This is a genomic window from Streptomyces lydicus, from assembly GCF_004125265.1.
GTDB classification, from domain to species: Bacteria; Actinomycetota; Actinomycetes; order Streptomycetales; family Streptomycetaceae; genus Streptomyces; species Streptomyces lydicus_C.
Window position 1 is genome coordinate 5,631,918 of sequence record NZ_RDTE01000003.1, and the last position, 18,435, is coordinate 5,650,352.

Genomic DNA, 18,435 nt, shown 5'->3' on the forward strand with positions numbered 1-18,435 from the left:
ACCGTCAGCCGGTCGTCAGCCGGGGTAGGGCAGATACGGCGTCGCGTCCGGGCGGCGGGTGCTGCCGCGGCCGGCCGGTGCGCGCTCCCCGGCTTCCCCGGCTTCCCCGGCTTCCCCGGGCAAGTCGGACGGGAGCAGGGAGCCGATCCAGACGTCCCGGCGGGTGCCGTCGCGCACCGTCTTGGCGCGCAGCATGCCCTCCATGTGGAAGCCGAGCTTGCGGGCCACCGCCCGGGAGCCTTCGTTTCCGGCCTCCGCGTGCCACTCCAGGCGCTCCACTCCCAGGGCCTCGAAGCCCCAGCGCACCACGGCACGGCCCGCCTCGGCGGTGCAGCCGCGGCCGCGGTGCTCCTTGGCGGTCCAGTAGCCCAGCTCGGCCTGCCGCTCGGGGGTGTGCAGCCGGTCGAGGCGTACCAGGCCCATCGCGCCCACCAGGGAGCCGTCAGCCCGGGAGACCACGGCGAAGTTGTACGTGGTGTCGTCGCGCCAGCCCTCGGGAGAGACGGTGCCCACGAAATGCTCCGCGTCCTCGATGCCGTACGGTGACGGGACACTCGTCCAGCGTGGAATATCGGGCTCCTGGCACGCGGCATGCACCGCGGGCGCGTCGGAGGGCTCGAAGGGACGCAGCACAAGGCGCTCGGTGGCGAGGGTGACGGGCTCCATGACGTGAGTCTGCAAGGTGCCGCGCAGCGTGGCGAAGGGTTTTCCGCGCGATTCCCGGCACCTGCCCGGCACCTTCTCGTGGCCTCGTGCGTTCACGCTGGGGAGGGGACAGCGGGGTTCGCTGCGGCGGACCTCCCGGCCCGGCAGCGTCCTCCTTTACGATGGCCGTTGCGGCGGGGCCTGCCCCCTTGGAAAAATGCCGCGCCCGCGCACTCGACCGTGCAGGCCCGACCGGCAAGGAGACCAGCCCAAGTGTCCGTCTTGACGAAGATCATGCGTGCAGGCGAAGGAAAGATCCTGCGCAAACTGCACCGCATCGCGGGCCAGGTCAACTCCATCGAGGAGGACTTCGCGGCGCTCTCCGACGCGGAGCTGCGCGCCCTCACGGATGAGTACAAGGAGCGCTACGCCGACGGCGAGAGCCTCGACGATCTGCTGCCCGAGGCGTTCGCCACGGTCCGCGAGGCCGCCAAGCGCGTGCTCGGCCAGCGGCACTACGACGTCCAGCTGATGGGCGGCGCGGCCCTTCACCTGGGGTACGTCGCCGAGATGAAGACCGGTGAGGGCAAGACCCTGGTCGGTACCCTCCCGACGTATCTCAACGCCCTGTCCGGCAAGGGCGTCCACCTGATCACGGTGAACGACTACCTGGCCGAGCGCGACTCCGAGATGATGGGCCGCGTCCACAAGTTCCTGGGCCTGACCGTCGGTTGCATCCTCGCCGACATGACCCCGGCCCAGCGCCGTGAGCAGTACAACTGCGACATCACCTACGGCACGAACAACGAGTTCGGCTTCGACTACCTGCGTGACAACATGGCCTGGTCGCAGGACGAACTCGTCCAGCGGGGCCATAACTTCGCGGTGGTCGACGAGGTCGACTCGATCCTCGTCGACGAGGCCCGTACGCCGCTGATCATCTCCGGCCCGGCGGACTCGGCCACCAAGTGGTACGGCGACTTCGCCAAGTTGGTGCGCCGCCTGAAGCGGGGCGAGGCCGCCAACCCGCAGCGCGGCATCGAGGAGACCGGCGACTACGACGTCGACGAGAAGAAGCGCACCGTCGGTATCCACGAGTCCGGTGTCAGCAAGGTCGAGGACTGGCTGGGCATCGACAACCTGTACGAGTCCGTGAACACCCCGCTCGTCGGCTACCTCAACAACGCGATCAAGGCCAAGGAGCTCTTCAAGAACGACAAGGACTACGTCGTCATCGACGGCGAAGTCATGATCGTCGACGAGCACACCGGCCGTATCCTCGCCGGCCGCCGCTACAACGAGGGCATGCACCAGGCCATCGAGGCGAAGGAGGGCGTGGAGATCAAGGACGAGAACCAGACCCTCGCCACGATCACCCTGCAGAACTTCTTCCGCCTCTACGACAAGCTCTCCGGCATGACCGGTACGGCCATGACCGAGGCCTCCGAGTTCCACCAGATCTACAAGCTCGGTGTCGTCCCGATCCCGACGAACCGCCCGATGGTCCGTATGGACCAGGCGGACCTGATCTACCGCACCGAGACCGCGAAGTTCGACGCGGTCGTCGAGGACATCGTCGAGAAGCACGGCAAGGGCCAGCCGATCCTGGTCGGCACCACCTCGGTCGAGAAGTCCGAATACCTCTCCCAGCAGCTCAACAAGCGCGGTGTCGCCCACGAGGTGCTGAACGCCAAGCAGCACGACCGGGAAGCGCCGATCATCGCGCAGGCCGGCCGCAAGGGCGCCGTGACGGTCGCCACGAACATGGCCGGCCGTGGTACGGACATCAAGCTCGGCGGCAACCCCGACGACCTCGCCGAGGCGGAGCTGCGCCAGCGCGGCCTGGACCCGGTCGAGCACGCCGAGGAGTGGGCGGCCGCGCTGCCCGCAGCCCTGGAGCGCGCCGAGGCCGCGGTCAAGGCGGAGTTCGAGGAGGTCAAGGAGCTCGGCGGGCTCTACGTCCTGGGCACCGAGCGGCACGAGTCCCGGCGCATCGACAACCAGCTGCGCGGTCGCTCCGGCCGTCAGGGCGACCCGGGCGAGTCGCGGTTCTACCTCTCCCTGGGTGACGACCTGATGCGGCTGTTCAAGGCGCAGATGGTCGAGCGGGTCATGGCGATGGCCAATGTCCCCGACGACGTACCGATCGAGAACAAGATGGTGACCCGGGCGATCGCCTCCGCCCAGTCGCAGGTCGAGCAGCAGAACTTCGAGACGCGGAAGAACGTCCTGAAGTACGACGAGGTGCTGAACCGCCAGCGTGAGGTCATCTACGGCGAGCGCCGCCGCGTCCTGGAGGGCGAGGACCTGCAGGAGCAGGTCACGCACTTCATGGAGGACACCATCGACGCCTACATCCAGGCGGAGACGGTCGAGGGCTTCGCCGAGGAGTGGGACCTGGACCGCCTGTGGGGCGCGTTCAAGCAGCTCTACCCGGTCAAGGTGACGGTCGAGGAGCTGGAGGACGAGGCCGGCGACCGCGCGGGCCTCACCGCCGAATTCATCGGCGACGCCGCCAAGGACGACATCCACGAGCAGTACGCCGCCCGCGAGGAGCAGCTGGGCTCGGACATCATGCGGGAGCTGGAGCGCCGGGTCGTGCTGTCCGTCCTGGACCGCAAGTGGCGTGAGCACCTCTACGAGATGGACTACCTCCAGGAGGGCATCGGCCTGCGGGCGATGGCCCAGAAGGACCCGCTGGTCGAGTACCAGCGCGAGGGCTTCGACATGTTCACCGCGATGATGGAGGGCATCAAGGAGGAGTCCGTCGGCTACCTGTTCAACCTGGAGGTCCAGGTCGAGCAGCAGGTCGAGGAGGTCCCGGTGGAGGAGCCGGCCTCGCCGGACGAGCAGGAGGCGGTGCCCGCGGGTGCCGGGCGTCCGGAGATCCACGCCAAGGGCCTGGAGGCGCCGCAGCGGCCGGACCGGCTGCACTTCTCCGCCCCCAAGGTGGACGGCGACGGCAGCGTCATCGAGGGCGACTTCATCAGCGACGAGGAGGCGGTGCCGGCCCGTTCCGAGGCGGACGGTCTGACCCGTGCCGAGCGGCGCAAGGCCCAGAAGAGTGCCGGGCGTCGCCGTAAGAAGTGAGCGAGGAGGCGGTCCGGGCAGCTGATGCCCCGGCCGTGTGAACGAGGGCGCCCCGGCCGGAGAACGGCCGGGGCGCCTTTGTGCTGCCGGACGGGACCGCTGCCGGCGGGGCGTCTGCAGGCCGGTCGGGTCCGCTGCCGGGCGGGGCGTCAGCTGCGCTGCCGGGCAGGTCAGAAGGCCGGGCCGCTGAGGGCCGGGGACGGGCCGATGTCGAGGGCGGCGCAGCGCCACCGGGAGTCGGCGCCCAGCTCCAGCCGGAAGGCCAGGGCCCGCAGCCGCCCGTCCGCCGCGATCCGGGCGAAGGCCTCGATGACGCCGCGGCGCGGCCGGCACAGTCCGCAGTCGCGCACGGTGGGGGCCTCTCCGCGCCGGCCGGACGCCGTGACCGGCCGCAGCGGCGCCTGTGGGGCGAGCTCCGCCAGCCGGTCGTAGGCGGCGGGCAGGGCATGCCCCAGCAGGGCGTGGACGGGGCGCTGCCCGCTGAGCGCGAGCACCAGCTGATGGGCGAACCAGTGATGCGGCCGGCTCTCGTGCGCCCTGCGCTGCGCCCCGGCGGTCGGCAGGGGGACGCCGGCCGCGTTCACGGGCGTGGCCGGGGCCGGGGTGCCGGTCCGCCGGCTCGCGGCGGCGGCCAGGGCGGCGGGGCGGCCGGGGCGTGATGCGTCACGGGTGGGGCCGCGGCCTGCGGAACCGGGGCCGCGGCGCCCCGGACCGGTGCCCCGGCCGGGCGCGCCGGGGCCGCTCCCGGCGGGGCCGAGGGGGCGGCGGTCGGAGGGCGAGCGGCGGTCGGCTGGAGAGCGGCGGGGCCGGGGGACCGTGGGGGCCGCTTCCGGTGCGCCGGTGGGGCGGGTGCGAGGACCGCCGTCATCGCCCGTGGCGCCGGTGGAGGGCACGGGCGCGATGCCGGCAGAGGGAGCGGGCGTGGTGCCGGCGGACGGAGCAGCTGTGGCGCCTGCAGGCGGACGAGGTGTGGCGCCTGCGGGCGGAGTGGACGGCATGCACGGGGCGGGCGTCGTGGGCCGCTCCGTGCGCTCCCTGCCCGCGGCTGTGGTGGGTGTGGTGTGCGCCGTGGTGCCGTTCGTGCCGGTCATGCTGCTGATCGCCCCCGTTGTGCCGGGCCCGTGAATTACTGGGCGGTAGCTTTCTTGGTGGGGAACTTCGTACCGGCGCGGCCGGGACGGCAGCAAGGCGCGAAGAGACCGGGAGGAAGGGGGCGAAGAGTTCACCCGTCCGTGGTGCGGGCTTGTGGCGAGGCCTCGGGAGCGGGGTGGAAGCCGGGCTCCCGGCGGGCGGCCCGGGGGGTGCCGGGGCGGCACGATGGGGGACTCGCGCCCGTATGCTGGCGGGACAATCTTCGGAGTCGAGCGAATCGAGCGGAAGCGGCTGCCATGCGCGTCTATGTCCCCCTGACCCTTTCCGGTCTCGCAGCGGCGCACAAGAACGGCGAACTGGGCCCCGGCCCCCTGGACGCGTACGCCGTCACGCCCGCGCTGCGCGAGTGGTACGTCTCGGACGACATCGAGGAGCTGGAGTACGCCGCGCTGAACCGCGCCGCACAGGCCTCGCTGCGGCTGCTCGCCGGGCACCCGGACCTGGCGCGGCGGCGCGTGGTGGTGGCCGTGGACGTGGCGGACGGTGCCGCGGTGGCGGATCCGGACCGGGGGCTGGACCAGTCGGCGCTGGGCGAGGTGCGGGTCGCCGGTCCTGTGCTGCTGTCGAAGGCCGCCGCGGTGCATGTGGACGCCGCGGACGCGGAGGCGGACATCGCGGCGGCCGCCGCGGCGCTCGGCGCGGCGGACCAGGGCGATGACGATGCGCAGTTCACGGTCGACGGCGCGGAGGACCACGACCTCATGTGGTTCGGGGTGCAGGAGATCCCGCAGCTGATCGGATGAGGCTGCCGGTCCGCGGCTCCGGCCCGGCGGACCCGGCGCCGTTGTCAGTGGCGGCGGGTACTTTTTCTTCAGGGGGAAACGCACGGAGAACGACGTGGGGGACCACATGGGGAAGCACGCGACACACATCGTCTGGGACTGGAACGGCACCCTGTTCCATGACATCGACGCCGTCATCGGGGCGACGAACTCCGCCTTCGCGGAGATCGGACTGGAGCCGATCACCCTCGAGACGTACCGGGACCTGTACTGCGTGCCCGTGCCGCGGTTCTACGAGCGGCTGATGGGACGCCTGCCCACGGACGCCGAGTGGCTGGTGATGGACGAGGCGTTCCACCGCCACTACAACACGCACCGCCTGGGCTGTGCGCTCGCCGAGGGCGTGGAAATGCTCCTGGAGGGGTGGCAGACGGCCGGACGCAGCCAGTCGATTCTGAGCATGTACGGGCACGACGAGCTGCTGCCGATCGTGCGCGACTTCGGGATCGAGTCGCGGTTCGTACGTGTGGAGGGCAGGACCGGGCCGTCCGGGGGCACCAAGAGCGCGCACATGGTGCGGCATCTGGCGGCGATGGAGGGCGTGGATCCGGCGCGTACGGTGGTGATCGGTGACGCCGTGGACGATGCCGTGGCCGCGCGGGACGCGGGCGCGCATGCGGTGCTCTACACGGGCGGATCGCACAGCCGGGGGAGCCTGGCGGCCGCCGGGGTGCCGGTGGTGGACACGCTCGCCGAGGCGGTCGGGCTGGCAGGCGAGATAGCCGTCCGGTGATCGTCCAGGGGGCCTGTTCCCGCGGCCCCGGGACGCCGGGCGGCGCGCACGCCACGCACACTCCGCCCCGCCGCGCCGTTGTCCAGAAGGTCTAAGTTCGGGCCGAGGATTTGTACGCACAAGGCCCATGACGGCAGCCGCGTGGAGAGCGATAGCCTTGCACCGTGATCAGCGCGATAACCCGCGGGGGCATCGAGGCCCCTGCCGTGCGCCCGGGGCACCACCGTGACCGGGCGGTCGCTGGTCTTTGCGGCCGACACTCCCCGTCGACTTCGTCAAGAACTGTCGATAACGGCACGGCCCTCTCTCATCGCGGCATAGCGTCGACAGCGACAGGACACCTCGCGTCGCGGCGGCGTTGTGCGGCTTCCATCACGTTCTTCCACAACGTCACGCAACGGCGCGCGACAGGAGCCAGAGGACATGCAGACCAAGCTGGACGAAGCCAAGACCGAGCTGCTCGCCAGGGCCGCCCGGGTCGTAGAGAGCAGCCCGGCCGGGGGTAAGCACCCGGTACGGGGGCTCGACCCGGACACCCTTGCGGGATACCTCCAGCGCTACTACCTGCACACCGCGCCCGAGGACCTGACCGGCCGCGACCCGGTCGACGTCTTCGGCGCCGCGCTCTCCCACTACCGCCTCGCGGAGATGCGTCCTCAGGGCACCGCGAACGTCCGGGTGCACACCCCGACGGTCGAGGAGAACGGCTGGACCTGCAGCCACTCCGTCGTCGAGGTCGTCACCGACGACATGCCGTTCCTGGTCGACTCGGTCACCAACGAGCTCTCCCGGCAGGGCCGCGGCATCCATGTCGTGATCCACCCGCAGGTGATCGTCCGCCGTGATGTCACCGGCAAGCTCATCGAGGTCTTCGACTCCAGCTGCGACGCACACAGCAAGAACGGCAAGGGCGCGAAGCTGCCGCACGACGCGGTCACCGAGTCCTGGATCCATGTCGAGATGGACCGCGAGACCGACCGCGAGGACCTGAAGCAGATCACCGCGGACCTGCTGCGGGTGCTGTCCGACGTCCGCGAGGCCGTCGAGGACTGGGAGAAGATGCGCGCCGCCGCCGGCCGTATCGCCGATGCGCTGCCCGCCGAGCCGATCGCCGGCGATCTGCGCGGCGAGGACATCGAGGAGGCCCAGGAACTGCTGCGGTGGCTGTCCGCCGACCACTTCACCTTCCTCGGCTACCGCGAGTACGAGCTGGCCTCGGTGCCCGGTGAGGGCGGCGTCGACGAGGACGTGCTGACCGCCGTGCCCGGCACGGGCCTGGGCATCCTGCGCGCCGACCCGCCGCACCACGAGAGCGCCGACGGCCACCCCGTCTCGCCGTCCTTCAACCGGCTGCCCGCGGACGCCCGCGCCAAGGCCCGTGAGCACAAGCTGCTCATCCTGACCAAGGCCAACAGCCGCGCCACCGTCCACCGCCCCTCCTACCTCGACTACGTCGGCGTCAAGAAGTTCGACGCCGAGGGCAATGTCATCGGTGAGCGGCGCTTCCTGGGCCTGTTCTCCTCGGCCGCGTACACCGAGTCCGTGCGCCGCGTCCCGGTCATCCGCCGCAAGGTCGCCGAGGTCCTGGAGGGCGCCGGGTTCAGCCCCGACAGCCACGACGGCCGCGACCTGCTGCAGATCCTGGAGACCTACCCGCGCGACGAGCTGTTCCAGACCCCGGTCGACGAGCTGCGCTCCATCGCCACCAGCGTCCTCTACCTGCAAGAACGCCGCCGGCTGCGGCTCTACCTCCGCCAGGACGAGTACGGCCGCTACTACTCCGCGCTGGTCTACCTCCCGCGCGACCGCTACACCACCGCGGTGCGGCTGCGCCTGATCGACATCCTCAAGGAAGAGCTCGGCGGCACCAGCGTCGACTTCACCGCCTGGAACACCGAGTCGATCCTCTCCCGGCTGCACTTCGTCATCCGGGTCGAGCCCGGCGCCAGCCTTCCCGAGCTCACCGACGCCGCCGCCGACCGCCTCGAAAGCCGGCTGGTGGAGGCCGCCCGCTCGTGGGCCGACGGCTTCGGCGAGGCGCTGACCGCCGAGGTCGGCGAGGAGCGCGCCGCCGAGCTGCTGCGCCGCTACGGCCACGCCTTCCCCGAGGGCTACAAGGCCGACAACAGCCCGCGCAGCGCCGTCGCCGACCTCCAGCACCTGGAGAAGCTCACCGGCGAGCCCGGCCACGACTTCTCCGTCAGCCTCTACGAGCCGGTCAATGCGGGCCCGGGCGAGCGCCGCTTCAAGATCTACCGCAGGGGCGAGCCGGTCTCGCTGTCGCGGGTGCTGCCCGGCCTGAACCGCCTGGGCGTCGAGGTCGTCGACGAGCGCCCGCACGAGCTGCGCTGCGCCGACTCCACCATCGCCTGGGTCTACGACTTCGGGCTGCGGATGCCCGAGCACGTCAAGGGCGACGACGCGCGCGAGCGCTTCCAGGACGCGTTCACCGCGGTGTGGACCGGCGCGGCCGAGAGCGACAACTTCAACACGTTGGTGCTGCGGGCGGGCCTCAACTGGCGCCAGGCGATGGTCCTGCGGGCCTACGCCAAGTACCTGCGGCAGGCCGGTGCGACCTTCAGCCAGACGTACATGGAGGACACCCTCTCCAACAACGTCCACACCACCCGGCTGCTGGTCTCCCTCTTCGAGGCGCGGATGTCCCCCGGCCGGCAGCGGGCCGGCACGGAGCTGACCGACGCCCTGCTGGAGGAGCTGGACGCCGCGCTCGACCAGGTCGCCTCCCTGGACGAGGACCGGATCCTGCGCTCCTTCCTCACCGTCATCAAGGCGACCCTGCGCACCAACCACTACCAGAAGGACAGCGAGGGCCGGCCGCACGCCTACCTGTCCATGAAGCTGGACCCGCAGGCCATCCCCGACCTGCCGGCGCCCCGCCCGGCGTACGAGATCTGGGTGTACTCCCCGAAGGTCGAGGGCGTCCACCTGCGGTTCGGCAAGGTCGCGCGCGGTGGTCTGCGCTGGTCGGACCGCCGGGAGGACTTCCGTACGGAGATCCTGGGCCTGGTCAAGGCGCAGATGGTCAAGAACACCGTCATCGTGCCGGTCGGCGCCAAGGGCGGCTTCGTCGGCAAGCAGCTCCCGGACCCCTCGCAGGACCGGGACGCCTGGCTGGCCGAGGGCATCGCCTGCTACAAGACCTTCATCTCCGGTCTGCTGGACATCACCGACAACCTCGTCGGCGGCGAGGTCGTCCACCCGCAGAACGTCGTCCGGCACGACGAGGACGACACCTACCTGGTCGTCGCCGCCGACAAGGGCACCGCGACGTTCTCCGACATCGCCAACGAGGTCGCCGAGTCGTACGGCTTCTGGCTCGGTGACGCCTTCGCCTCCGGCGGCAGCGCCGGCTACGACCACAAGGGCATGGGCATCACCGCCCGCGGCGCCTGGGAGTCGGTCAAGCGCCACTTCCGCGAGCTGGGCCACGACACCCAGACCGAGGACTTCACCGCGGTCGGCGTCGGCGACATGTCCGGTGACGTTTTCGGCAACGGCATGCTGCTCAGCGAGCACATCCGGCTGGTCGCCGCCTTCGACCACCGGCACATCTTCATCGACCCGAACCCGGACGCGGCGACCTCCTACGCCGAACGCCGCCGGCTCTTCGAACTGTCCCGTTCCTCCTGGGCGGACTACAACACCGAGCTGCTGTCCCAGGGCGGCGGCATCCACCCGCGCTCGGCCAAGTCCATCCAGATCAACGCGCAGGTGCGGGCCGCGCTCGGCATCGACGCCGGGGTCAAGAAGATGACGCCCGCCGACCTGATGCAGGCCATCCTCAAGGCGCCGGTCGACCTGCTGTGGAACGGCGGCATCGGGACGTATGTGAAGTCCTCGGCGGAGACCGACGCCGATGTGGGCGACAAGTCCAACGACGCCATCCGGGTCAACGGCGAGGACCTGCGGGTCAAGGTCGTCGGCGAGGGCGGCAACCTGGGCCTGACCCAGCTGGGCCGGATCGAGTTCGCCATGGCGGGCGGCAGGATCAACACCGATGCGATCGACAACAGCGCCGGTGTGGACACCTCCGACCACGAGGTGAACATCAAGATCCTGCTCAACGCCGTGGTCGCGGACGGCGATATGACCGTCAAGCAGCGCAACAAGCTGCTGGCCGAGATGACCGACGAGGTCGGCGCGCTGGTGCTGCGCAACAACTACGCGCAGAACACCGCACTGGCGCTGGCTCTCGCCCAGTCCTCCAGCATGCTCCACGCCCAGCAGCGCTTCATGCGCCGCCTGGTGCGCGACGGCGACCTGGACCGGGCGCTGGAGTTCCTGCCCACCGACCGGCAGATCCGTGAGCGGCTGAACGCCGGGCGCGGGCTGACCCAGCCCGAGACCGCGGTGCTCCTGGCGTACACCAAGATCACGGTCGCCGAGTCGCTGATCCAGACCGGGCTGCCGGACGACCCCTACCTCCAGCGGCTGCTGCACGCCTACTTCCCCTCGGCGCTCCACGAGCGCTTCGCCGAGCAGGTCGACGGGCATGCGCTGCGCCGTGAGATCGTCACGACGGTGCTGGTCAACGACACCGTCAACACCGGCGGTACGAGCTTCCTGCACCGGATGCGGGAGGAGACCGGGGCCTCCCTCGAAGAGGTCGTGCGGGCGCACACCGCGGCCCGTGCGATCTTCGGGCTGAACCAGGTCTGGGACGACGTCGAAGCGCTCGACAATGTCGTCGCGGCCGATGTCCAGACCCGGATCCGGCTGCACTCGCGGCGGCTGGTCGAGCGCGGCACCCGCTGGCTGCTCAACAACCGCCCGCAGCCGCTGGAGCTGTCGGAGACCATCGGCTTCTTCGCCGAGCGGGTCGCCGGGCTCTGGAAGGAACTGCCGAACCTGCTGCAGGGCGGCGACCTGGAGTGGTTCCAGGCGATCCTGGAGGAGCTGACCGCCGCGGGCGTGCCCGAGGCGCTGGCCGTCCAGGTGTCCGGCTTCTCGTCGGTCTTCCCGGCGCTGGACATCGTCGCCGTCGCGGACCGGATGAGCAAGGAGCCGCTGGCCGTCGCCGAGGTCTACTACGACCTGGGCGAGCGGCTGCGGATCAACCAGCTCCTGGACCGCATCCTGGAGCTGCCGCGCAACGACCGCTGGCAGTCGATGGCCCGCGCCTCGATCCGCGAGGACCTGTTCGCGGCCCATGCGGCGCTGACCGCCGACGTGCTGTCGGAGGGCAACGGCACCTCGACGCCGGAGCAGCGGTTCAAGGCCTGGGAGCAGGCCAACGCGGCGATCCTCAGCCGCGCGCGGGCGACGCTGGAGGAGATCTACGGCTCGGAAGGGTTCGACCTGGCGAACCTGTCCGTGGCCATGCGCACGATGCGCACGCTGCTGCGCACCCACAGCTGATGCCGCGCCACGGCTGACGCCCGCGCCACGGCGAACGGCCCCGGAAGCTCATGCTTCCGGGGCCGTTCCCGTTCCCGCGGACACCGCCTAGCGGTGCGCCTCGTAGGCCTCGATGACCTCGTCCGTCGGGCCGTCCATCAGGAGTTCGCCGTGTTCCAGCCACAGGGTCCGGTCGCAGGTGTCGCGGATGGACTTGTTGTTGTGGCTGACGAGGAAGACCGTGCCGGCCTCCTTGCGCAGTTCGCGGATGCGGGCCTCGGAGCGCTTCTGGAAGCTGCGGTCGCCGGTGGCCAGCGCCTCGTCGATCATCAGGACGTCGTGGTCCTTGGCGGCGGCGATGGAGAACCGCAGGCGGGCGGCCATGCCGGAGGAGTAGGTGCGCATCGGCAGCGAGATGAAGTCGCCCTTCTCGTTGATGCCGGAGAAGTCGACGATGCCGTCGTAGCGCTCGCGGACCTGTTCGCGGCTCATGCCCATGGCCAGGCCGCCCAGCAGGACGTTCTTCTCGCCGGTCAGGTCGTTCATCAGGGCCGCGTTGACGCCCAGCAGCGAGGGCTGGCCGTGGGTGTAGACCTTGCCGCGCTCGGCGGGCAGCAGGCCGGCGACCGCCTTGAGCAGCGTCGACTTGCCCGAACCGTTGGAGCCGATCAGGCCGATCGACTCACCGCGGTAGGCGGTGAAGGAAACCCCCTTGACCGCATGCACCTCGCGCACGCCCGTGGAGGGCTTGCGGCGCACGATCCGGTTCAGCGCCGCGGTGGCGCTGCCCTTGCCCGCGCCGGTGCCGTAGACGCGGTAGACGATGTGCAGGTCGTCCGCGATCACCGTGGGGACGCGGGCCTCGGCGGTCTGTGCCGGGCGGGTGCCGTTGGTGCGCTCGGTCATGTCCGTACCGTTCCTCTGCTCCGTCATGACCTCAGCCACGTCCGTACCGCTCCTCGGCCTTCCAGAAGTACACAAAGCCCGCCACACCGGCCAGCAGGGCCCAGCCGGCCGCGAACGCCCAGACGTGCGGCGGCAGTTGCTTCGCGGTGAAGCTGTCGATCAGGGCGAAGCGCATCAGGTCGATGTAGACCGCGGCGGGGTTGCCGTTCAGCAGCACCACCACGAACTGCGGGAGGTGCTTGCCCTGCAGGATCACGCTGATGCTGAACATCACGCCGGACGCGTACATCCAGGTCCGCATGATGAAGGGCATCAGCTGCGCCAGGTCCGGGGTCTTCGCGCCCATCCGCGCCATGACCATCGCCAGGCCGGTGTTGAAGACGAACTGCAGGGTCAGCGCCGGCACGACCAGCAGCCACGACCAGGTCGGGACCTGCCCGAAGCACAGCAGGATGACCGCCAGCACGCCCATCGAGTACAGCAGTTGCTGGAGCTGTGCCAGGCAGAACGAGATCGGCAGGCAGGCGCGGGGGAAGTGCAGCGCGCGCACCAGGCCGAGGTTGCCGGAGATCGCCCGGGTGCCGGCCATCACCGAGTTCTGCAGGAAGGTGAAGACGAAGACGCCGGTCACCAGGAACGGGACGTAGTCCGGGACGCCCCTCTTGGTGCCGATCAGCACACCGAAGATCAAGTAGTAGACGGCCGCGTTGAGCAGGGGGGTCAGGACCTGCCAGAGCTGGCCGAGCTTGGCGGTGGTGTACATCGCGGTGAGCTTGGCGCTGGCGAACGAGGTGATGAAGTGCCGCCGGTGCCACAGCTGCCGGGTGTACTCCGGCAGCGAGGGGCGGGCGCCGCTCACCGTGAGGCCGTGTCGTTCGGCCAGCGCGCGCAGCTCGGGATCGGGGGAGGCGCCGGGGGCGGGCGCCCGGGTGGGCGTCGGGGCCGGGGGCGCGAGGGTCTGGGGCATGGAGGAGGCCGCTTTCGCTTGCGTACGGGGGCGGGGGAACGAGAACGGAGCCATACGACGGAACGGGGCCGTATCGTCGCGACGTCGACACTAAAGGGTGCCCACGTCGAAACGCAACCGTAGCGTCGTGACGCTATGCTCAAGGCATGGCACAAGACGGCAGCGGGAACGACTCCGCGGCGGCGCGCCGGACCCCGGCAGGCGCCGCCGTACTACGCGAGGACAAGACCGAGGCGATCCGCGCCGCGGTCTTCGAAGAGCTCGCCGCGGCGGGCTTCGCCCGGATGTCGATCGAGGGCATCGCACGGCGCGCGGGGGTGGGCAAGACCGCCGTCTACCGGCGGTGGCGCTCCAAGCTGCACCTCGTGCTCGATGTGGTCTCCGCGGTGGCCGCGGCGGGGATGCCGACGCCGGACACCGGCTCGCTGTCCGGCGATGTACGGATGCTGCTGGAGGTCGCGGCCCGGGCGCTGCGGCACCCGATGGCCTCACAGATCATTCCGGACCTGCTGGCGGAGGCGGCCCGCAGCCCCGAGCTGGCGAGCGCGCTCAAGGCCGCGCTGCACGACAGCCAGGAGGGCATGGCCGCGGCGATGGTGGCGCGCGCCGTCGAACGCGGGGAGATCCCGGCCGGGGCGGACGGCCGGCTGGCCCTGGATCTGCTGACCGGGCCGCTGTACTGGCGGCTGCTGGTCGTCCGCGACGAGGTGCCCAAGGGGTATCTCGACGCGCTGGCGGCCTCGGTGGTGGCGGCGCTCGGGGCGGAGTGAGGGCGGCGGGCCGGGGCGTCGGCGGGCGGAGCGCCGGTTGGTTCTCGGCGGGGCCCTTAGGGCGGGGGCGAACGGATCCCGTAGGGGGTGCGAGGCCCCCTTCGGGCCAAAACGAGGCGGGGCGGGGCGGGTATTCCCTGGGGCGGCGCACCCGGGGGAGCGGATGCAGGCGCGGACGCTTGCGTCGTCCGAGGGATCCGGGGGGCTCGTCAGGAATCTGGTCAAGTAGGGAGTTTCGGGGCGAGTGGGGTCTTAGGTCGCCCGAATACTGGGTGCGTGTCAGCTGCGCGCCCGCCCCGTGAGTCCGTGTCCCGCCGATGGCTGCTCCAGGCCACCGGCGCCGGTGTGCTCGCCGCGACGGCGGGCGTGGGCGTCTGGGCCCGGCTGTCGGACGACGGCGCCCGGCCGTCCGGCCCCGAGGGCCCCGGACGGCCGCTGACGGACCCGGCGGACCAGTCCTTCCTGCAGATCATCGCGCATGCCGACGACGGTCTGTACTTCATGAACCCCGACCTGGAACAGTCCCTGCGCGGCGGGGCGCGGTCGGTCACCGTCTGCCTCACCGGCGGCGAGGCGGACGGCCGTAACGTCAGCGCGCGCGCCCACGACCCCGCCCGGGTCCCCCCGGACCGGGCCGCCTTCGCCCGGGCGCGGGCCAACGGGCTGCGCGCCGCCCATGCCGCGATGGTCACCGGCGACCCGGCCGCCCGCTGGGACGTCGCGGCGCTCTCCCTGCTCCCGGGCTTCGAGGTGGAGATCCAGACGCTGCGCGACGCGCCCCGGAACCAGCTGATCTTCCTGGGGCTGGTGGAGGCCAGGGCCGTCTGGCAAGCCCGGGCGAGGAGCCTGCGCGGGCTGTGGCTGGGTGCCACCGGCACCCTTTCCACCCTGCGCCCCGCCGGCACCCCCGTGAAGCGGCGGTTCCACTACACCCGCGACCAGGTCGTCCAGACCCTGGTGGCGGTGCTCGACCGGTCCGGGCCCACGGTCGTGCGCACCCTGGACCCGAACGCGGTGCACTCCCCGATGCGGCCGCCCGCCACCGCGGACCGCGACCCCCGCCTGGCCGGGCTGCGCTACTACGACCACCAGGACCACACCGCCTCCGCCTACTTCGCCCAGGCCGCGCTGGCCGCGTACGGGGGCCGCGGCCGTCCGGCGATCGTGGAGAACTACCTCGGCTACGAGGACGGGGAGCTGCCCCACGACCTCGACCTCGCCGCCGCCCGCCGCAAGGCCCGGCTGCTGTCGGTCTACGGCTGGGCCGACCACCGTGCCTGCGGCGACCCGGCGGGCTGCGGGGACCGCAAGGTGGGCGGCTCGGCGCTGGCCGGCAGCTCCCGTAACTGGACCCGCAGCACCCGGCTGCGCGCCCCCGGCTCCAACGCCTGGCTGCGCCCGGCCGCGGACGGCCGGCTCGCCGCCTTCGCGGTGCTCGGCGGATGGGCGTACTGCTGGGCGGAGACCCGTCCGGGCAGCGGGAGCTTCGGCGCGCCGGTGCCGGTCGGCGGTGCGCCGCTGCAGGGGCAGATCCAGGTGGTGCGCCGGCCCGGCGGTGCGCTCCAGCTGTTCGCCTCCCGCACCGTGCTGCCGGGCCGCGACGCCGCCCACCGCCGCGAACTGCTGAGCGCACCGCAGACCGGCACCACCGCGGACGGTGTGCCCGTCTTCGCGCGCTGGGAGTCGCTGGGCGCCCCGGACCCCGACCCGGTCCGGTCGCTGGAGACCGGCTTCCCGGCGGCGGTGGCGGGACCGGACGGCACGGTGCACGTCTTCGTCCGCACCTGGGACGGCCGTGTCGCCCACCGCGGCGGCCCGCACGGCAGGCACTTCTCGCCGTGGCAGCGGCTGGAGGGGCCGGTCAGCACGCTGACGTCCTCACCGCGGATCGTCGACGGGCTGGATGCCTGTGTGGACTCCGAGGGGCTGATCCATCTGGCCGCGCCGACCGTCGGGACCGTCCAGCACTGGGTGTCGAAGGAGCCGGGGCGGCTGCCGCGGCCGGCCGCGGCCACCGGGCTGCCGCAGCCGGGCGGCCCGGTCAGCCTCGTCCCGGTGGCCGACGGCGCGGTGCGGGCCGTCTTCCGGCGGTCGGTCACCGCCCAGGTCCTGATCGCCGAGCGGCAGCGGATGATCGGTGCCTGGCGGGTCTCGGCGCGCTGCGAGGCGGTCGGCGGCTACGGGCGGGTGGCGGCCGCGCAGATCGGCAGCGGCGACCGGATGGTGCTCGCGGCGCGCGATGACGCGGGCGAGGTACGGATGGCGATGGCCCAGGACGGCGCCGGGCCCTGGCAGCGGGGCCGGGTGGCGCATTCGGCGGCGGCCGGGGTCGCCCAGGACGCGGTGGGGCGGGCGGTGGTGGCCGCGCTGGGCCTCGACGGCAGGCTGTACACGGCGCGTCAGACGTCGGTCGGGCAGTCGGTGCGGTTCGGGGGCTGGCGGGCTCAGCCGGGTGTGCCGGAGCGGGCGGGCGGCGGACCGGCCGTGGTGGGGCCGGTCGGGGGGGTGGGACCGACCTGAGTGGTAGGACCGGCCGGGGTGGTGCGACCGGCCGGAGCGGAGGGGCCGTCCTGAGCGCCGGCGCCGGGCCGGGCCCAGCGCCCGGTCCGGTCGGGCGGGTGCAGGATGCGCCGGGAGAGCAGGTAGCTGAACGGGAGCGCGCACAGCGCCGCCACCAGCGGCGCCACCGTGGTGCTCAGGTGGCACCAGCCCACCAGCGCCACCAGCCCCGCGCTCTGCACCCCGTAGTTGGTGACCTGGGTCAGCGGGAAGAGCAGGAACTTCGTCCAGGTCGGGCGGGTGCGGTAAGTGACGTAGGTGTGCAGGAAGAACGAGCCGGTCATGCTCGTCACGAAGGCGGCGGTGTAGGCCGCGAAGTACGGCAGCAGGTGGTGCAGCGCCAGGTAACAGGCGGAGAACGTCAGGGTGTTGACCCCGCCGACGGCGGCGAAGCGCACGATCCGGCCCCCGGGGAGGCCGGACGTCGGCGAAGCGCGCATCAGCGGGCCCGCGCACCGGCGGTGGCGGCGTCCGCCGGACCGGGGACGGGCACCGCGGCGGGCACGGCGGCGCTGCTCTCCTTGACCAGGAAGTGCGGCCGCCCCTTGGCCTCGTAGTAGATCCGCCCGATGTACTCGCCGATCAGCCCCAGCATCACCATCTGCAGCCCGCCCAGGCCCACGACGATGGCCACCAGCGTCACATACCCCGGCGCGGTGACGCCGCCGACGAGGGCCGCGCCGACGATCCACAGGGTGTAGACGGCGGCCAGCGAGACCAGGCCGAGCCCGGCGTAGAGGGCCCGCCGCAGGGGGCGGCAGTTGAAGGAGAGCATGCCGTCGATGCCGTAGTTGACCAGCGAGCCGAGGCGCCACTTCGTCTCGCCGGCCTCCCGGGCGGCGTTGCGGTAGTCGAAGGTGACGGTGTCGAAGCCGATCCAGGAGAACAGGCCCTTGGAGAAGCGGTTGTACTCCGGCAGCGAGAGCAGCGCGTCCACCGCCTTGCGCGACAGCAGCCGGAAGTCGCCCACTCCGTCGGTGAGTTCGACATCGACCCATTTGTTGACGGCGCGGTAGTAGAGCCTGCTCAGCGCCGTCCGCAGCCGCCGGTCGCCGGTCCGGCTGCGCTTGGCGACGACCTGGTCGTGGCCGAGCTGGTAGAGGTCGAGCATCGTCTCGATCAGGCCGGGCGGATGCTGCAGATCGGCGTCCATGAGGATCACCGCGTCGCCGGTCGCCGCCCGCAGGCCGGCCAGTATGGCGGGTTCCTTGCCGAAGTTACGGCTGAAGGAGAGGTAGCGGGTGGTGCCGCGGTGCTGCTGGGCCAGGCCCCGCAGCCGGGCCAGGGTGCCGTCGGCGCTGCCGTCGTCGACGTAACACAGCTCGTACTCGACGGCGAGCCCGGCGAGGACCGCGCGGACCGTCTCGTCGAACCGGCCGAGGACGGCCTCTTCGTTGTAGCAGGGGACGACGATGGAAAGCTTCATCAGCAGGCCTTTTCGCCGGGGTCAGGGGCGGCTCAGGCACCGTCCCC

At 71.7% G+C, this 18,435-nt stretch carries 13 protein-coding genes; 7 read left to right on the forward strand and 6 right to left on the reverse strand.

Annotated features, from left to right (window positions below; genetic code table 11):
* Window positions 1-15: 15 nt before the first annotated feature.
* A complete protein-coding gene (locus D9V36_RS27295; protein WP_129296077.1) occupies window positions 16-666 on the reverse strand; it encodes a GNAT family N-acetyltransferase in 651 nt (216 codons plus the stop codon).
* A gap of 252 nt (window positions 667-918) precedes the next feature.
* Between D9V36_RS27295 and secA the strand changes: the two genes are divergently transcribed.
* Window positions 919-3,735, forward strand: a complete 2,817-nt coding sequence (gene secA, locus D9V36_RS27300; protein ID WP_129296078.1) for a preprotein translocase subunit SecA — start codon at window positions 919-921, stop codon at window positions 3,733-3,735.
* A gap of 170 nt (window positions 3,736-3,905) precedes the next feature.
* Here secA and D9V36_RS42230 read toward each other — a convergent pair whose 3' ends face one another.
* Complete coding sequence (locus D9V36_RS42230) at window positions 3,906-4,628, reverse strand: Rv3235 family protein (protein WP_241721060.1); 723 nt, start codon at window positions 4,626-4,628, stop codon at window positions 3,906-3,908.
* Window positions 4,629-4,731: 103 nt separating this feature from the next.
* On the opposite strand from D9V36_RS42230, the gene D9V36_RS42710 reads away from it, so the two are divergent.
* From D9V36_RS42710 to D9V36_RS27325, 4 genes are all read left to right on the forward strand, one after another.
* Window positions 4,732-4,860, forward strand: a complete 129-nt coding sequence (locus tag D9V36_RS42710) for a hypothetical protein (RefSeq protein WP_277753471.1) — start codon at window positions 4,732-4,734, stop codon at window positions 4,858-4,860.
* A gap of 263 nt (window positions 4,861-5,123) precedes the next feature.
* A complete protein-coding gene (locus D9V36_RS27315) occupies window positions 5,124-5,630 on the forward strand; it encodes a DUF6912 family protein (RefSeq protein WP_129296079.1) in 507 nt (168 codons plus the stop codon).
* 106 nt (window positions 5,631-5,736) lie between these two features.
* The gene (locus D9V36_RS27320) at window positions 5,737-6,402 is read left to right on the forward strand and encodes an HAD family hydrolase (RefSeq protein ID WP_129296080.1); all 666 of its coding nucleotides are present in this window, start codon (window positions 5,737-5,739) and stop codon (window positions 6,400-6,402) included.
* Window positions 6,403-6,825: 423 nt separating this feature from the next.
* Window positions 6,826-11,781, forward strand: coding sequence for an NAD-glutamate dehydrogenase (locus tag D9V36_RS27325; protein ID WP_129296081.1), 4,956 nt, complete (start codon window positions 6,826-6,828; stop codon window positions 11,779-11,781).
* A gap of 87 nt (window positions 11,782-11,868) precedes the next feature.
* Here D9V36_RS27325 and D9V36_RS27330 read toward each other — a convergent pair whose 3' ends face one another.
* Window positions 11,869-12,666, reverse strand: a complete 798-nt coding sequence (locus tag D9V36_RS27330) for an ABC transporter ATP-binding protein (protein ID WP_129296082.1) — start codon at window positions 12,664-12,666, stop codon at window positions 11,869-11,871.
* A 31-nt stretch (window positions 12,667-12,697) separates the two neighbouring features.
* On the reverse strand, window positions 12,698-13,633 hold the full coding sequence (locus tag D9V36_RS27335) for an ABC transporter permease (protein ID WP_129296083.1): 936 nt from the start codon (window positions 13,631-13,633) through the stop codon (window positions 12,698-12,700).
* Window positions 13,634-13,779: 146 nt separating this feature from the next.
* On the opposite strand from D9V36_RS27335, the gene D9V36_RS27340 reads away from it, so the two are divergent.
* On the forward strand, window positions 13,780-14,403 hold the full coding sequence (locus tag D9V36_RS27340; protein WP_129296084.1) for a TetR/AcrR family transcriptional regulator: 624 nt from the start codon (window positions 13,780-13,782) through the stop codon (window positions 14,401-14,403).
* A gap of 276 nt (window positions 14,404-14,679) precedes the next feature.
* On the forward strand, window positions 14,680-16,923 hold the full coding sequence (locus D9V36_RS27345) for a PIG-L family deacetylase (RefSeq protein ID WP_241721061.1): 2,244 nt from the start codon (window positions 14,680-14,682) through the stop codon (window positions 16,921-16,923).
* On the opposite strand, the gene D9V36_RS27350 is transcribed toward D9V36_RS27345, so the two are convergent.
* Both D9V36_RS27350 and D9V36_RS27355 read right to left on the reverse strand, forming a co-directional pair.
* Complete coding sequence (locus tag D9V36_RS27350) at window positions 16,848-17,402, reverse strand: GtrA family protein (RefSeq protein ID WP_129296085.1); 555 nt, start codon at window positions 17,400-17,402, stop codon at window positions 16,848-16,850. The genes D9V36_RS27345 and D9V36_RS27350 overlap by 76 nt on opposite strands.
* On the reverse strand, window positions 17,402-18,388 hold the full coding sequence (locus D9V36_RS27355) for a glycosyltransferase family 2 protein (protein ID WP_129296086.1): 987 nt from the start codon (window positions 18,386-18,388) through the stop codon (window positions 17,402-17,404). Before D9V36_RS27355 ends, D9V36_RS27350 begins: the two co-directional genes overlap by 1 nt.
* Between the last annotated feature and the right edge of the window lie 47 nt (window positions 18,389-18,435).

Excerpts from the sequence above, each read along its gene's own strand:
- D9V36_RS27295 (WP_129296077.1), bottom strand. The coding sequence starts at position 666 with ATGGAGCCCGTCACCCTCGCCACCGAGCGCCTTGTGCTGCGTCCCTTC.
- D9V36_RS42710 (WP_277753471.1), top strand. The coding sequence starts at position 4,732 with ATGCACGGGGCGGGCGTCGTGGGCCGCTCCGTGCGCTCCCTGCCCGCG.
- D9V36_RS27315 (WP_129296079.1), top strand. The coding sequence starts at position 5,124 with ATGCGCGTCTATGTCCCCCTGACCCTTTCCGGTCTCGCAGCGGCGCAC.
- D9V36_RS27320 (WP_129296080.1), top strand. The coding sequence starts at position 5,737 with ATGGGGAAGCACGCGACACACATCGTCTGGGACTGGAACGGCACCCTG.
- D9V36_RS27325 (WP_129296081.1), top strand. The coding sequence starts at position 6,826 with ATGCAGACCAAGCTGGACGAAGCCAAGACCGAGCTGCTCGCCAGGGCC.
- D9V36_RS27330 (WP_129296082.1), bottom strand. The coding sequence starts at position 12,666 with ATGACCGAGCGCACCAACGGCACCCGCCCGGCACAGACCGCCGAGGCC.
- D9V36_RS27335 (WP_129296083.1), bottom strand. The coding sequence starts at position 13,633 with ATGCCCCAGACCCTCGCGCCCCCGGCCCCGACGCCCACCCGGGCGCCC.
- D9V36_RS27340 (WP_129296084.1), top strand. The coding sequence starts at position 13,780 with ATGGCACAAGACGGCAGCGGGAACGACTCCGCGGCGGCGCGCCGGACC.
- D9V36_RS27350 (WP_129296085.1), bottom strand. The coding sequence starts at position 17,402 with ATGCGCGCTTCGCCGACGTCCGGCCTCCCCGGGGGCCGGATCGTGCGC.
- D9V36_RS27355 (WP_129296086.1), bottom strand. The coding sequence starts at position 18,388 with ATGAAGCTTTCCATCGTCGTCCCCTGCTACAACGAAGAGGCCGTCCTC.